At 72.2% G+C, this 15,838-nt stretch carries 10 protein-coding genes; 7 read left to right on the forward strand and 3 right to left on the reverse strand.

Translation table 11 applies throughout. The features are described 5' to 3' along the window. Positions 1 to 169: 169 nt before the first annotated feature. From J2S42_RS12805 to J2S42_RS12815, 3 genes are all read left to right on the forward strand, one after another. A complete protein-coding gene (locus tag J2S42_RS12805) occupies positions 170 to 2,755 on the forward strand; it encodes a carboxylate--amine ligase/circularly permuted type 2 ATP-grasp protein (RefSeq protein ID WP_307238855.1) in 2,586 nt (861 codons plus the stop codon). A 201-nt stretch (positions 2,756 to 2,956) separates the two neighbouring features. Continuing rightward, positions 2,957 to 4,729, forward strand: a complete 1,773-nt coding sequence (locus J2S42_RS12810) for an N-acetylglutaminylglutamine amidotransferase (protein ID WP_307238857.1) — start codon at positions 2,957 to 2,959, stop codon at positions 4,727 to 4,729. Then, positions 4,730 to 6,607 (forward strand): S9 family peptidase, encoded by a 1,878-nt coding sequence (locus J2S42_RS12815; protein ID WP_307238859.1) that lies wholly within the window; start codon positions 4,730 to 4,732, stop codon positions 6,605 to 6,607. Here J2S42_RS12815 and J2S42_RS12820 read toward each other — a convergent pair. After that, positions 6,602 to 7,354, reverse strand: coding sequence for a phosphotransferase enzyme family protein (locus tag J2S42_RS12820; RefSeq protein WP_307238861.1), 753 nt, complete (start codon positions 7,352 to 7,354; stop codon positions 6,602 to 6,604). The two genes, J2S42_RS12815 and J2S42_RS12820, sit on opposite strands and share 6 nt — an antisense overlap. Positions 7,355 to 7,732: 378 nt before the next feature. On the opposite strand from J2S42_RS12820, the gene J2S42_RS12825 reads away from it, so the two are divergent. Continuing rightward, positions 7,733 to 8,425 carry a Crp/Fnr family transcriptional regulator gene (locus J2S42_RS12825; protein ID WP_306826808.1) on the forward strand — a complete coding sequence of 231 codons (693 nt, stop codon included), beginning with the start codon at positions 7,733 to 7,735 and terminating at the stop codon, positions 8,423 to 8,425. A 51-nt stretch (positions 8,426 to 8,476) separates the two neighbouring features. Here the strand turns inward: J2S42_RS12825 and J2S42_RS12830 are convergent, their stop codons facing one another. Continuing rightward, on the reverse strand, positions 8,477 to 8,761 hold the full coding sequence (locus J2S42_RS12830; RefSeq protein ID WP_307238863.1) for a hypothetical protein: 285 nt from the start codon (positions 8,759 to 8,761) through the stop codon (positions 8,477 to 8,479). Between the two features lie 240 nt (positions 8,762 to 9,001). Here J2S42_RS12830 and J2S42_RS12835 point away from each other — a divergent pair, with 240 nt between their 5' ends. Next, entirely contained in the window at positions 9,002 to 12,451 is a 3,450-nt protein-coding gene (locus J2S42_RS12835; RefSeq protein ID WP_370879386.1) for an AAA family ATPase, read from the forward strand. 108 nt (positions 12,452 to 12,559) lie between these two features. Here the strand turns inward: J2S42_RS12835 and J2S42_RS12840 are convergent, their stop codons facing one another. Beyond that, complete coding sequence (locus J2S42_RS12840; protein ID WP_307238867.1) at positions 12,560 to 13,261, reverse strand: lysophospholipid acyltransferase family protein; 702 nt, start codon at positions 13,259 to 13,261, stop codon at positions 12,560 to 12,562. Positions 13,262 to 13,406: 145 nt separating this feature from the next. Between J2S42_RS12840 and J2S42_RS12845 the strand changes: the two genes are divergently transcribed. Both J2S42_RS12845 and J2S42_RS12850 read left to right on the forward strand, forming a co-directional pair. Further along, positions 13,407 to 14,252, forward strand: a complete 846-nt coding sequence (locus J2S42_RS12845; protein WP_307238869.1) for a DUF308 domain-containing protein — start codon at positions 13,407 to 13,409, stop codon at positions 14,250 to 14,252. A 172-nt stretch (positions 14,253 to 14,424) separates the two neighbouring features. Beyond that, positions 14,425 to 15,837, forward strand: a complete 1,413-nt coding sequence (locus J2S42_RS12850; protein ID WP_307238871.1) for an alpha,alpha-trehalose-phosphate synthase (UDP-forming) — start codon at positions 14,425 to 14,427, stop codon at positions 15,835 to 15,837. The last annotated feature ends 1 nt before the right edge of the window (position 15,838 follow it).

Consider the following 15,838-nt stretch of genomic DNA (forward strand, 5'->3'; position numbering starts at 1 on the left):
CCATCCTCACCCATGCTGATGGTGGCGCCCCATCCAGGGGGTGCGTGCGGCGACCCATGATCGGGTAAAGAGGGCCAGCGGGTCGCGCACCTTAACCGGCCCGAAACACAGTCGGCATGTGCCCTGGGAACAGTTCCCGAACAGTCGGCACCACGAGGTGGGAACGAGAATGGTCGATACTCCGCAAGACGCCACGACGCTTGCCCTGCCGGACCCGAAACCGGGTTCGAACGCCCTCACGCTCGGGGTCGAGGAGGAGTTCCACGTCATCGACCTGGAGACGCGGGAGTTGGTGCCACGTGCCGGTGAACTGCTGGACCGGCTGCCGTCCGACTCCTTCACGGCCGAGCTGCAGCGCTCCGTGGTGGAGACGAACACCGCGGTCACCGGTACGCTCGACGACCTCCGCGAGGAGATCGTCCGGTTGCGCCGGCTCGCGGTCGGCGTGGCGGACGCGGCCGGCCTGGGCATCGCCGCGGCCGGCACCGTACCGCTGCTGAACGGCGACGACCTGGACATCACGCCCACCGCGCGTTTCCGGCACATGCTCGACGAGTACCAGATGCTCGCCCGCGAGCAACTGATCTGCGGCGCCCAGGTGCACGTCGGCATCGACGACCGCGACCTGGCCGTGGCCGTGGCGCAGCGGGTCCAGCCGGTGCTGCCGTCGCTGCTCGCGCTCTCCGCCAGCTCGCCGTACTGGATGGGTCAGGACAGCGGGTACGCGAGCGTGCGCTCGCTGGTCTGGCAGCGCTGGCCCACGGCCGGCGACCCCGGGCAGGTGACCAGCGCGGCCGACCACGACGCGCTGGTCCGCGAGCTGATCGCGACCGAGACGATCAGCGACCCGGCGATGATCTACTTCGACGTACGGCCGTCCGCGCACGTGCCCACGGTCGAGCTGCGGATCACCGACGCCAGCTCGGACGTGGAGACCGTGGTGCTGCTGGCCGGCCTGTTCCGGGCCGTGGTCCGGCAGGAGATCGACCGGGTGCGCGCGGGTACGCCGTACACGCCGGCCCGGCCGCCGGTGCTGCGCGCCGCGCTCTGGCGGGCCGCGCGCTCCGGCCTGGAGGGCGACCTGATCGACCTGCCGCGCGGACCGAAGCCGGTGCCCGCGGCCGAGGCGCTACGCCGGCTGACCGCCGGTCTGCGGCCCTACCTGGAGGAGACCGGCGACTGGGACCAGGTCACCCATCTGCTGGAGCGCGCGCTGCGGCAGAGCAGCGCGGCGGCCCGGCAGCGGCGCGCGTTCACCCGTCGCGGACGGCTGGCGGACGTGGTCGATCTGGTCCTGGCGGAGACGCGCGGCGGCGAGCCGGTACGCGAGGCCAGCGGCCCGGGCGCCCGGCTGGCCGACTACGCCAGCGCGGCCGACGAGATGTTCCCGGACACCGGGCCGCCCGCGGCGTACCGCGAGATCGTCGGCGCGCTGGACCGGCTCGGCGCGCAGGAGCTGCGGCAGCGCGAACAGCTGCGGGACGAGGAGCAGCGGGCGCGCGGCGTGACGTTCAGCGTGGCCGGTGAGGCCAGCACCCGGCTGTTCCCGTTCGACCTGGTGCCACGGCTGGTCGCCGCGGACGAGTGGGCGACGCTGCGCGCCGGGCTCACCCAGCGCGCCCGCGCGCTGGACGCGTTCCTGCGCGACGTCTACGACGAGCGGTGGGTGGTCAAGGACGGCATCATCCCGGCCTGGGTGGTGGACGGCTCCCCCGGCCTGAAGCCGACCGGCGCGCTGATGCGGCGGCAGTCCACCCGCGTCCAGGTGGCCGGCATGGACCTGGTCAAGGACCGGCAGACCGGCTGGCACGTGCTGGAGGACAACCTGCGGGTGCCGTCCGGCATCGGGTACGCGATCCAGAACCGCCGCCTGACCCTCTCCGTGCTGCCGGAGCTGCCGCTGCCGGACAACCTGCTGCCGGTCGACGACACACCGGCCATGCTGCGCCGCGCGCTGGTCGCGGCCGCGCCACCGGCCGCGGGCAACGACCCGTCGATCGTGGTGCTGAGCCGGGGCCCGGAGGATTCGGCCTGGTTCGAGCACCGGCTGCTGGCGCTGGAGATGGGCGTGCCCGCCGCGGTCAGCACGGACCTCCAGGTCGAGGACGGCGCGGTGTTCCTGGTCCAGCACGGCCGGCGGCAGCGGGTGGACGTGATCTACCTGCGGATGGACGAGGACGAGCTGTTGCACGCGCCCGGCGCGGACGGCATGCCGCTGGGCTGGCCGATCCTCTCCGCGGTGCACACCGGCCGGGTGGCGGTGGCGAACGCGCTGGGCAACGGCGTCGGCGACGACAAGGCGATCTACGCATACGTGCCGAAGTTCATCGAGTATTACCTGAGCGAGAAGCCGCTGCTCGCGGACGTGCCCACCTACCTGGGCGGCGTGCCGGAGCAGTGCGAGGAGATCCTCGGCCGGCTCGGCGAGCTGGTGGTCAAGCCGGTCGACGGATACGGCGGCGACCGCGTCGTGATCGGTCCGTACGCGTCGGACAGCGAGCTCACCGCGCTGCGCCGGCAGATCACGGCCGCGCCGCACCGGTGGATCGCGCAGGAGGTGGTCTCGCTCTCCACGCACCCGGTCTTCGACGGTCACCGGCTCACACCGCGCCACGTGGACCTGCGCGCGTTCGTCTTCCTCGGCGACGGCGCCGAGGTGGGCTCGGCCGCGCTGACCCGGGTGGCGCCGGAGGACAGCCTGATCGTCAACTCGTCCCGCGGCGGCGGCGCGAAGGACACCTGGCTGCTCGGATAACCATCGAGCCGGGGAGGAACAGCTCACACACCGGACTGCCGGAGCCCGGTCACGGGTAGACGAACCGTTCTGAACAGCGACAACGCTGCGCTGCGTGTTCGACCATTTACGGCACCGTCATATTCCGGTAATGCGGTCTACCCAGTCTGAACAGGTCGGCCGCACCATGACGGTGCCCATCGCTCGCATGGGAGGTCTGTCATGTGCGGAATAGGTGGCGAGTTCAGATACGACGGCACCGCGCCGGACCCCGAGGCGGTCCGGCGCATGCTGCCGTGCCTGGAGTCCCGGGGCCCGGACGGGGCGGGCCTCTGGGCCGAGGGCCCCGCCGCGCTCGGCCACCGCCGCCTCGCCATCATCGACCTGTCCGACGAGGGCGCGCAGCCGATGGTCGACGACGAGCTCGGCCTGGCCATGGTGTTCAACGGCTGCGTCTACAACTACCGGCAGCTGCGCACCGAGCTGCAGCAGGCCGGCTACACGTTCCGCTCCACCTCGGACACCGAGGTGATCATGAAGGCGTACCACCGGTGGGGTGTGCGCTGCGTCGAGCGCTTCTACGGCATGTTCGCGTTCGCGATCGTCGAGCGGGAGACCGGCACGCTGGTGCTCGGCCGCGACCGGCTCGGCATCAAGCCGCTCTACTACGCGGAGACCGCGCGCGGCCTGCGGTTCGCCTCCACGCTTCCGGCGCTGCTCGCGGCCGGTGGCGTGGACACCGAGCTGGACCCGGTGGCGCTGCACCACTACATGACGTTCCACTCGGTGGTGCCGGCGCCGATGACCATCCTGCGCGGCGTCCGGAAGCTGCCGCCGGCCACGGTCCGGGTGATCACCTCGGACGGGCGGCGCACGGACACGGTCTACTGGGAGCCGGTGCACGCCCGGACCTCGATCATGACGCCGGACGAGTGGCAGGACGCGCTGATGTCACGCCTGCGCACCGCGGTCGAGCGCCGGATGGTCGCGGACGTGCCGGTCGGCGTGCTGCTCTCCGGCGGCCTCGACTCCAGCCTGATCGTCGCGCTGCTGGCCGAGCAGGGCCAGACCGGGCTGACCACGTTCAGCATCGGCTTCGAATCGGCCGGCGGCGAGAGCGGCGACGAGTTCTTCTACTCCGACCTGATGGCACGCCGGTTCGGCACCACGCACCACAAGATCAAGATAGGTGCGGACCGGTTCCAGCCCGCGGTCCACGACACCATCGCGGCCATGAGCGAGCCGATGGTCAGCCACGACTGCGTCGCGTTCTTCCTGCTCAGCCAGGAGGTCGCGAAGCACATCAAGGTGGTCCAGTCCGGGCAGGGCGCGGACGAGATCCTGGCCGGCTACGACTGGTACCCGCCGCTCGCCGGCGTGCCCCGGGGGCAGGCCGCCGAGGCGTACGCGCGGGTGTTCTTCGACCGGCGGCACACCGAGCTGATGGAACAGCTGTCCCCCGAATGGGCGCTGGGTGCGGACGCCAGCCTGGAGTTCGTACGGTCGCACTTCGCCCGGCCCGGCGCGGAGACCGCGCTGGACGCGGCGTTGCGCCAGGACAGCACGGTCATGCTGGTGGACGATCCGGTCAAACGGGTCGACAACATGACTATGGCGTGGGGGCTGGAGGCCCGCGTACCCTTCCTGGATCACGAGGTGGTCGAACTCGCGGCGGCCATGCCGGGAGAGCTCAAGCTGGCCGACGGCGGCAAGGGCATCCTGAAGGCCGCTGCCCGGGGCGTGGTCCCGGACGAGGTGATCGACCGGCCGAAGGGTTATTTCCCGGTGCCGGCGATCCGCCACCTCTCGGGCCCCCTGCTCGACGACGTGCGGGACGCCCTCTCCGCGCCGGCCGCGCGCCAGCGGGGACTCTTCCGCAAGGAATACGTGACCGAGCTGCTCGACGCGCCGAACGAGACGCGCACGACGCTCGGCTCGAACGCGCTGTGGCAACTGGGATTGCTGGAGCTATGGCTCCAGCGGATCGGGGTGTAGATGACCGCTGAGCTCGGGGGCGCGACCACGCTGCCCGGACCCGTCGTTCCCGCATTGGCAGTGCCGCCGCCCGGCGGTCCCGCGCCGATGCCGCCCGGCTGGTCCCCGACGACCTGTGACAGCTGGTCACCGAGCCCGGCGCCGGACGGCGGCCGGGTGGTGTTCGTCTCCGATCTCAGCGGTGCGCCGCGGGTCTGGGTGCGGGACACCCGGACCGTGGGCGCGGGCCCGACACTCCTGCCCACCGGCGACGAACCCGTCGCCCGGGTCACCTGGTCGCCGGACGGCGCGTGGATCGTCTACGTGTCGAACCCGGGCGGGGCGCCGCGCGCGGAAGCGTGGGCGATCCGCCCGGACGGCAGTGACAACCACCAGATCGCCGGATTCGACGGTACGACCGTGCTGCTCGGCGACTGGGTCCCCGGCTCGTCGCGGCTGGCCGTCACGGAGACCGGCGCCACCGCGTGCGCGATGGTGCTGGACGTGGCCACCGGCGCGCGGCACGAGCTGTGCACCGGCGAGATGCTCTACCTGCTGGACGTGACCGCGGACGGGTCCCGGGCGCTGCTGCGCCGTGGGCCGCGCAGTGCCCGCTGGCTGGAGGTGCTGGACGTCGCGACCGGCAAGGCCGAGCCGCTGCCGCTGACCGGCGGCAACACCGACCGCGGGTGGTTCGCGGACGGCGGCGCGACCGTGCTGGCCCGTACCGACGCGAACTCCGATCTGGCGACGCTGGTCGCGGTGACCGGCGGCGAGGTGGTCGAGCTGGCCCGGCGCCCGGACGCGGAACTGGAGGACTTCGCGGTCACCCAGGACCGGAGCGCGGTCGCGCTCCTCTGGAACCGGTACGGCGGCGTGAGCGAGCTGGCACTGCTGGACCTGGCCACCCGTGAGCAGCGGGCGCTGCCGTCTCCGGCCGGCGACGTCTTCGAGGGCTGCGCGTTCGCCGGGGACGGCCGGCTGCTGGCGCTGGTGGTGCAGAGCGCGATCCAGCCGCGGACGATCTGGCTGCTCGACCCGGCGCTCGGCGAGGGCCACGCGCTCGGCGACGACCCGACCGCACCGGCCACGCCGGTGCCGGGCGAGCCGAGCTGGCCGGTGGTGATCGCGCCGCAGCTGTGCGACCTGCGCTCCGGCGACGGGCTGGCGATCTCCGGGTGGCTCTACCGGCCGGACGGCGACCACGACGGGCCGTGGCCGACCGTGATCAGCCTGCACGGCGGGCCGGAGTGGCAGTGGCGGCCCGGCCACAACCCGCTGTTCCAGGCGCTGCTGGCGCGCGGGCTGGCCGTGTTCGCGCCGAACGTGCGCGGGTCGACCGGGTTCGGGCGCAGCTTCGTGGACGCGGACAACCGGGCCGGCCGGTACGGCGCGATCGCGGACGTCGCGGCCTGTGTGGAGTACCTGGTGAGCAGCGGGATCGCGGACCCGGACCGGATCGGGTGCATCGGCCGGTCGTACGGCGGCTATCTCACGCTGGCCGCGCTGACCACGTTCCCGGAGCTGTTCGCGGCCGGGGTGAGCGAGTGCGGGATGTCCGACTTCGCGTCGTTCTACGAGCGCACCGAGCCGTGGATCGCGGCCGCCGCGGTCAGCAAGTACGGGCACCCGGAGCACGACCGGGAACTGCTGCGCGACCTGTCGCCGCTGCACCGGATGGACCGGCTGCGCGCGCCGCTGCTGCTGGTGCACGGCGCGAACGACACGAACGTCCCGGTGTACGAGTCGGAGCAGGTGCTGGAGGCGCTGCGCGGGCGCGACGACGTGCCGCACGACTACCTGCTGCTGCCCGGTGAGGGCCACGACTTCCTGGCCCGCACGTCCCGGTGGACCGCGATCGACGCGACGGCCCAGTGGCTGTCGACGCACCTCTCATGAGGCGCGGATGACCGGGCGCCGGGCGGCCAGCACGGCCCGGCGCAGCTCGATCAGCACCGGCAGCGCGATCTCGATCTCGTCGCGGTGCACCGGGCCGGCTCGCGCGTACGCATCGATCAGCTCGGCCCTGGCCTCCGGGCCGTCCGCGGAGAGGACCGCGGCGGCCAGGTCGTAGACGAGCGGGCCGGTGCCGGCCGGGCCCCAACCGAGCACGCCGGTCCGGCCGGTCGCCGGGTCGATCAGGAACAGCGGCGCGGACGGGTCCCGGTGCAGCACGCCGTAGGTCAGCCGGTCGGTGACACACAGACGGGTGACGGCCGCGACCGCGCGGGCCACCGCGTCCCGGGTTGCCGGTGGCAGGTGCGGCGCGCCCGGGTCCAGCCCGTGCCAGCCGGCCGGGTGGTGTTGCAGGCCGGGGTGGTCGAAGCCGTCCAGCGCCCGGTGCGCGGCGCCGAGCAGGCCGCCCCACCAGCGAGCGTCGACCGGATCGGCCGGGTGCAGCGGCCGGCCCTCGGCGCGGCGGGCCAACGCCAGCACGGTGATCGCGTTCTCGCTGGTCAGCCCGCCGTGCACGGTGCGCTCGGCCGGCCCGGTGCCGATCCCCCACTCGGCCAGCCGGTCCAGTGCGCCCAGACCGGCCTCCAGCGCGGCGCGGGCGTGCGCCGGTGCGCGGGTCAGCGTGAACCGTTCTCCCCCGGCGGTCACCTCCCAGCGGCTCGCGTGCGCACCGCGGCAGATCGCGCGCATGTCGTCGACCGGGTGGTGCCACGCACGGCGTACCGTCGTGATAAGGACTTTCGGTTTTGGCATTGCCCGCCGATCGTCCGAGGCTGCATTGGAGAATGGCACTGCGCGATTGTGTCGGCGACTGTCCTGGTTTCGACCTGAATCGCCGGGAGGTTCCCACTAAGGGGTCGTTACACACGGCGACGACGAATGCGTATACCATCCGGCGTCGACTGTGACAGCACAGTCACGAACACGGGCACAGGGGTGTACAGAGCGCGACACACAGGCCATGATCTGGGTGGCAGCGCAGCGGAAGCGTTGACCGTTTATGTCACGTCGGTCCGGCCGAGCGCGGGGTGGGCGCGACGCCGGTGCCGACCGGGGAGGGGTTGGACCGTGGAGGTTCGCCTGCCGGATCCCGGCGATGCGCTCACGGGCGTCGAGATGTTCGCCGGCCTGGAGCAGGAGGTACGACAGCGGGTGATCGCCGCGGCGGTCCCACGCACGTACCGTAAGGGTCAGATTCTGTTCGTGGAGAACGACCCCGGAGAGTCACTCATAGTGCTCAAGCGGGGCGCCGTCGCGGTCTTCCGGACCGCACCGACCGGCGAGCGGGCCGTGCTGACCGTGGTGCGGCCGCCCGACGTGCTCGGCGAGCTGTCGCTGCTGGACGGCTCGGGGCGTTCCGCCTCCGCGGAGGCGATCGAGGACTGCACCGCACTGGCGCTGTCCCGGGCCGCGTTCATGGAGCTGGTGCATTCCAATCCACGAATTCTGGACGCGGTGATGCGGGCGCTGGGGGCGTTGATCCGCCGGCTCACCGAGCAGAACGCGGATCACGTCTTCCTCGACCTGCCCGGGCGGGTGGCGAAGACGCTGGTCCGGCTGGCCGGTGAGAGCCAGGCACCGATGATCACGATCGAGCTCAACCAGAGCCAGCTGGCCGAGATGGCCGGCGGGTCGCGGCAGAGCGTGAACCAGGCGATCGGGTCCTTCGCCAGCCGGGGGTGGCTGCGCACCGAGGGGCGCCGGATCGTGGTGACCGACGTGGCCGCGCTGCGCCGCCGCGCCGGGATGGTCGACAAGTAACGCGTACGGCCCCCGTGCCCGAGGAGGGCACGGGGGCCGTAGCGTGCGATGTCACTCCACCTTGCCCGGGCCGATGTAGTCGCCCTGCGTGGCGGGCTGCTCGTCCCTGTCGACCTTGCCGGGACCGATGTAGCCGTCCTCGGCCTTCTCCGTCTTGCCAGGCCCGATGTAGCCGTCCTGCGCGGTCGCGCCCTTGCCGTCCGTCGTCTGCTCCGGGTCCACCATCTGGTGCTCCTCCAGCTCGGCGAGCGTGATCGGGTCGACGTCGACGACGTCGCCGGCACTGTGCCGTACCCCCGCTCGATCGACCCACGCGACCGTCAGCTTCACATCCACCGTCGGTCCTCCCACTCGCGTCCGTATGACTGGCGCCGACTCTAATCGGCCGGCGAGTCCTGTCAGGACAGTTGTCGCCATCTGTACAGGTCGGACAATCCGCTGGTGACGGCGGCGGATGACGGCCGGTCGGGGGTCACGTGAGGCACGGCATCCGCCACGCCCTTGCACCTCCGGACGACCGTCCGTGACGATGGGTTGCGTCGATAGCTGGAAGCATTCACGACTCGGGAGCACCCCATCGGACCCGTATGCCTCGCCTGTGGACGGGCCGCCGCGCCCGACGACCGATTCTGTGGCGGTTGCGGGGCGAGCCTTCAGACCTCCTGCGTGCACTGCGGGCGGGCGCACCAGTCCGGCGTGCTCTACTGCACCGGCTGCGGGCGGCCGCTGACCGACGCGCAGCCGGTCGTGCAGGAGGAGCGACGCCGGATCAGCGTGCTGTTCATCGACCTGGTCGGGTTCACGCCGTACACCGAGCGGATCGACCCGGAACAGGTCCGGATCATGCAGAACGACTACTTCAGCTCCGTGCGGCGGATCGTCCGGCAGTACGGCGGCGTGGTGGAGAAGTACATCGGCGACGCGGTCATGGTGCTGTTCGGCGCGCCGGTCGCCACCGAGGCCGACCCGCTGCGCAGCGTGCGCGCCGGGCTGGAGCTGCAGCGCGTGCTGCCGAAACAGGGCCGCGCCCAGCAGGCCGGCCTGCGCTTCCGGGTCGGCATCACCACCGGCGAGGCGCTGGTCAACCTGACCGCCGCGCACGACGGCGGCCAGGCGATCGTGGCCGGTGACCTGGTCAACACCGCGTCCCGGCTACAGGCCGCCGCGCCGGTCGACGGCGTGCTCACCGACGACGAGACCTACCAGGCCACCAAGAACGAGATCGAGTACGTGTCGCAGCCGACCACCACGCTGCGCGGCCGCTCCCGGCCGAGTGACGTGTGGCTGGCCGTGGCGCCGCGCCCGCCCCGCCCGGCCGGTGCGGAACGCGAGCAGACCCCGATGGTCGACCGAGAGCACGAGCTGGCGCTGCTGGTCAACGCGCTGCGGCGGACCGTGAGCAGCCGTACCCCGCAGCTGGTGACGATTTTCGGCTCGGCCGGGATCGGAAAGTCCCGGCTGCTGCGCGAACTGGCCCGGCACGCCGGGCGGATCACCGGCGAGCAGGTGTGCTGGCGGGTCGGTCAGTGCCGGCCGTTCGGCGAGAACGTCACGTACGCCGCGCTCGCCGACATCGTCAAGGCGCAGGCCGGCATCCTGGACACCGACGACGAGGCGACCGCGCGGCGGCGGCTCGGCGACGCGCTGGCCGGCCTGACCAGCACGGAGGACGCGCAGCGGCTCGCCGACGCACTCGGCCCGCTGCTCGGCCTGCCCGGCACCCGGCTCACGCCCGGCGAGTCCGAGTCCGCGTGGCGGCGGTTCATCGTCCGGTTCAGCTCCGGGCAGGCGACCGTGCTGGTCTTCGAGGACCTGCACTGGGCGGACGCGCCGATGCTCCGGTTCATCGAGTCGCTCGGCGCGGCCACCCGGCGCATCCCGCTGCTGATCGTCTGCACCGCCCGTCCCGAGCTGCGCGAACGGTACCCGCAATGGACCAGCGCGATGACCGGCACCACGTCGATCTCGCTGCCGCCGATGCGGGAGAGCGACATCAGCACGATGTACTCGCTGATGTTCGGCAAGGCCGCGTTCACGCCCGACCTGCTCGCGCCGCTGGTCGAGCTGGCCGACGGCAACCCGCTCTACGCACACGAGTACGTGCGGATGCTGGTCGACCACGGCAGCCTCCGGCCGACCGGCGGCCCCGGCTGGCGGCTCGACGCGCACGAGGCACCGCCGATGCCGGACAACGTGCGCGCCGTCATCGCGAACCGGCTCGACCTCCTCGACCCCGCGGACCGGGCCGTGCTCCAGGCCGCGGCCGTGGTCGGCATGCAGTTCTGGCCCGGCGCGGTCGCCACCGCGGTCGGCCAGCCGGTCGAGGAGGTCGAGCGCACGCTGCTCCGGCTCGAACAGCGCGACCTGGTCGAGGAGCGCGGCAACTCGAGCATGGCCGGGCAGCTGGAGTACGCGTTCCGGCACGTGCTGGTCCGCGACGTCTGCTACCAGCGGCTGCCCCGCGCCGAACGGGTCGCCCGGCACGAGCGCACCGCGGACTGGCTGGAACGCGTCTCGGCCGGCCGGCAGACCGACCTGGCCGAGGTGCTGGCCAACCACCGGTGGGCCGCGCACGAGATCGCCCGCACGCTCGGGCTCGACCCGGCGCCGTACGCCGCACCCGCGCGGGAGGCGCTGCTGCGGGCCGCGCGCCGGGCGTACTCACTGCACGCGCTGGACGCCGCGCAGGAACTGGTCCGGCGTGCCAGCTCGCTGCTGGCCGCGCCGGACCCGGCCGTCGAGCTGTTCGCGTCCGAGCTCGCGTTCTTCCGCGACGCGGACGCGTTCCTGGACGGCGGGGGCGAAGAACGGCTCACCGCCCTCGCACACGTGCTGCAGGACTCCGGCCGGCTGGACGGCGCCGGACGCGCCTGGACGCTGCTCGGCAGCGCCGCGCTGTCCCGCGCCGACCGGCCCGCCTGCCTGGCGTACCTCGCCCGGGCGATCGCGCTGTACGAGAAGCTGCCGCCGAGCGAGGAGGCCGCGCTCGCGCTGCTCGAGTACGCCCGCGTTCACATGATCGACTACGAGACCGCGACCGCGATCGCCGCGGCCGAGACCGCGGCGGAGGCGGCGAACCGGCTCGGGCTGACCGAGGTCCGGGCCAACGCGCTGATCACCTCCGCCGTGGCGCAGTACCTGCAGGGCGAGCAGGAGGGCCTGCGCCGGCTCCAGGAGATCACCCAGCACTGCCGTGAACAGCAGCTGACCAGCCTCCGGCGGGCGATCCACAACCTGGGCTTCGTCATGCAGGAGGAGGGCGACATCACCGGCTCGCAGAAGCTGATCGACGAGTTCACGCCGCTCGAGGCGGCCAGCGGGCTCACGCTCGCCACGAACTTCGTCGACGGCGCGGCCCGGGCGTACTTCGCCGGCGACTGGGCCGCGATGCTGCGCGCCGCGGACGACCACATGCGGCTGCCGACGATCGAGTGGGACCTGCACTGGGTCGCCCAGACCGGGTGGATGGGCGTGCTCCGCGAGGACTCCCCGCCGGTCGAGGACCCGGTGGAGGAGGCGGTCCGCACCGCGCGGCGCAGTGGCTTCCACAAGGTGCTGCGCTCCACGCTGGCGCACGCGGCGCTGTGCCGGGCCGTCCAGGGCCGCACGGCGGAGGCCGGCGCACTGCTGGACGAGCTGGCGGCGGACTACGGTGACTCGCGGACGCTGGCGTTCGCCGAGTGGGTGTTCGCGGCGGCGTACGCGGCGTGGCTGCTCGGCCCGGACCGTTCCCGGCAGATCCGCACACTGCTGGAACGCTCACCACGCCGGACCCCGTGGGTGGACGCCGCCATCCTGACCTGCACCGGCACGTCCGCGGCCCACCGGGCGGCACTGACCGTCCTCGACGGCATCGGCGCGGTCAGCGACCAGGCCCTGTCCCGGGCCGCCCTGGTCCGCGCGCTCCGGGCGGAGGGCGACGCGGACGGGGCCGCGGAGGCAATGGTCGCATTGACCGCTTTCAGCGATCGCAACGGCGCCCCCGGCCTGCTGCGGCTCGCCTCACCACCGTCCTCCGCCACGTGACCGGTGGAAGCCGGTGCCGGGCGCGCAGCGCCCGGTGTGCAGCCACGCCGGAACCGGTGCCCGCGGGAGCACGCCCGACGCGACCACGCCGGAAGCGGGAAGAGGAATTCAGGCTTTGATCTCCGGCGCCGCGGGCTCGGGGGTGGTCTTCAGTTTGGAGGCGTACACGTCGACGTATTCGCGGCCGCTCAGTTCCATGATCCGGTACATGATCTGGTCGGTGATGGCGCGCTCGACGTACCGGTCCCCGGCCATCCCGGCGTAGCGGGAGAACTCCAGCGGCTCGCCCACGTTGATCCTTACCCGGCGGACCTTCCACATCAGTTTGCCGGTCGGCTGGATGTCGTCCGTGTTCAGCATGGCGATCGGGATGACCGGTGCGCCGCTCTCCAGGGCCAGCCGGGCCACGCCGGTCTTGCCGCGGTAGAGGCGGCCGTCCGGGGAGCGCGTGCCCTCCGGGTAGATGCCGGCGATGTTGCCGGCCCGGAGCACGCGCAGCTGGGTGTCGAGCGCGGCACGCGCGGCGCGGCCGCCGGAGCGGTCGACCGGGATGGTGCCGGTGCCGGCGAAGAAGGCCTTCATGAACCAGCCCTTGATGCCCTTGCCGGTGAAGTATTCCGCCTTGGCGACGAACGTCACTTTCCGGCGCATGATCAGTGGCATGAAGATCGAGTCGGAGAAGGACAGGTGATTGCTCGCCAGGATGACCGGGCCGGTGGCGGGCACGTTGGCCAGTCCCTGGACGCGCGGGCGGAACACGACGCGCAGCAGCGGGCCGAGGAAGACCCATTTGAGCAGCCAGTAGAGCACCGAGGTCCTTCCGAGGGGTGCCGGCGCCGACGGTCGGTGCCGGTGCCGAGCCTACGAAGCGCGAGCGGCACGCCACAACGCACTCCCCGAACCGGCCTGCGTCGTGTCACCATTCAGAGCACGGTGAGAACAGGGGGTGAGTCTAATGTCAGCGGGTGGTGCCCGTCGCGGGCGGCGGGACAACGGACTGCACGTGGCGGAGTACGCCGTCGCGGGCGACGTCGACCCTCGGGTCGGTGAGCACCTGCTGGACGTACTCGCCGCCGGTGGCATCGCCGCCTACCTGCAGCCCTCCGCGGATCTTGATCCGGTGACGCGGACCACGAACCTGCCGTCCCGGCCGACGGACCGGCTGTTCGTGGACCGGGCTCACCTGGACCTCGCGCGGGAGTACCTGGCGAAGCTGTCCGCGGAGGCGGGCGGCGAGTCGATCACGCCGGAGGAGCCGGTCCGGAAGAAGGAGCCGGACGTCGACGCGGAGTGGGCGCGGATCGTGGCCGGCTTCGACACCGCGGTGGATCCGGCGTCGACCCCGTGGCCGGAGTCGGAGAACGTCACCGACAAGCCGCAGGAGCACAACCGCCGCAAGACGGACAAGGTGAACGGGCACGACCCGATGGCGCCGCCGCCGGAGAAGCGGCGCGGGCTGGCCTCGGCGACCGAGTTCAGCGGCGTGACCGTGCCGCGGGAGGAACCGTCGCTGCTGGACGGCCTGGACACGTTCGGCGCGGACCTGCCGGTCGACGACGACGAGCGGTACGTGCCGCCGCCCCCACCGCCGATGCCGCGCATCTCGACGCCGGCACTGCTCGGCGTACTGGGGATCTTCGCCGGTTTCGTGCTGTTCGTCTTCCCGGGCGTGCTGCCGATCCAGCGGAACTACGCGATGCTGATCGGCTTCGGCGCGATCATCGCTGGCTTCGTGACGCTGGTCTGGCGGCTGCGGACCGGCGACGACGATGACGCGCCGGGAGACGGCGCCGTCGTCTGAGTGACACAACTCACCGGCCCTTTTGCCCGGGATTCGCCGGATAGACATTGATGTCGATCAGCGTCCGGCAATAGACATGTAACCTTGCGTCAGTAGAAATACTGACACCCCTAGATCCATGCGCACAATCCGCACAGCTCCCGCGACAGTGAACGCGAAACGAGGCTCCCGGATGCGTCAAAGCTCGCTCGTGGTGGTGGCCAACCGGCTGCCGGTCGACGACAACATCGCCCCGGACGGGGCCTGCGAGTGGCGGCGAAGTCCGGGCGGGCTGGTCAGTGCGCTGCACGCGATCCTCGAGCACACGACCGCGACCTGGGTGGGCTGGGCCGGCACGACCGGCCCGGCGCCGGAGCTGCCGGACATCGGCGGTATCAGCATGCGCCCGGTCCCGCTCAGCGAGGACGATTTCGCGCACTTCTACGAGGGCTTCGCGAACTCGACGCTCTGGCCGCTGTTCCACGACGCGGTGGAGCAGCCGACCTACCACCGCAGCTGGTGGGATGCGTACCAGCGGGTCAATCGGCGCTTCGCGGAGGCCGCGGCCGAGGTCGCGGCGGAGAACGCGGTGGTCTGGGTGCAGGACTACCACCTGCAGCTGGTGCCGGCGCTGCTCCGCGAGCTGCGGCCGGACCTGCTGATCGGGTTCTTCATGCACGTGCCGTTCCCGCCGCCGGAGCTGTTCATGCAGCTGCCGCGCCGCGCGGAGCTGCTGCGCGGGCTGCTCGGCGCGGACCTGGTGGGCTTCCAGCGCGCGCAGGCCGCGCACAACTTCGCGCAGCTCTGCACGAAGGTGCTGGGCCTGCCGGCCACCGACCGGCGGATCGCGGTCGGCGAGCGTTTCGTGCGGACCGGCGCGTTCCCGGTCTCGATCGACGTGGCCGAGATGGAGGCGCTGTCCGGCCGGCCGGACGTGCAGGCCCGGGCCCGGCAGATCCGCACCGACCTGGGCGATCCGAAGTACGTGCTGCTCAGCGTGGACCGGCTGGACTACACCAAGGGTATCGAGCACCGGCTCAAGGCGTACAGCGAGCTGCTGGAGGACGGCCTGGTCAAGGTGCGGGACACCGTGATGGTGCAGGTCGCGGTGCCGAGCCGGGAGCGGGTCGAGCACTACGCGATCCTGCGCGACCGGGTGGAGCGCGAGGTCGGCCGGATCAACGGCGAGTTCGGCCGGGTCGGCGAGCCCGCGATCCACTACCTGAACCAGCAGTTCGACCGGTCCGAGCTGGCCGCGCTCTACCAGGCCGCGGACGTGATGGTGGTGACGCCGCTGCGCGACGGGATGAACCTGGTCGCGAAGGAGTACGTGGCCGCCCGGGTGGACGGCGGCGGCGTGCTGGTGCTCTCCGAGTTCGCCGGTGCGGCCGACGAACTGGACCGCGCGTTCCTGGTCAACCCGCACGACCTGGAGGGGTTGAAGCGGTCGCTGATCGACGCGATCGACTGCCCGAAGCCGGAACTGGCCGAGCGGATGAGCGCGATGCGCACCCACCTCCGCGACCACGACATCCGCGACTGGGCGCGCAACTACCTGACCGCGCTGGAGAACACCGGCACGCTGGCCGACCGGCTCACCGCCTGAA

It is taken from the genome of Catenuloplanes indicus (genome assembly GCF_030813715.1).
Taxonomy (GTDB): domain Bacteria; phylum Actinomycetota; class Actinomycetes; order Mycobacteriales; family Micromonosporaceae; genus Catenuloplanes; species Catenuloplanes indicus.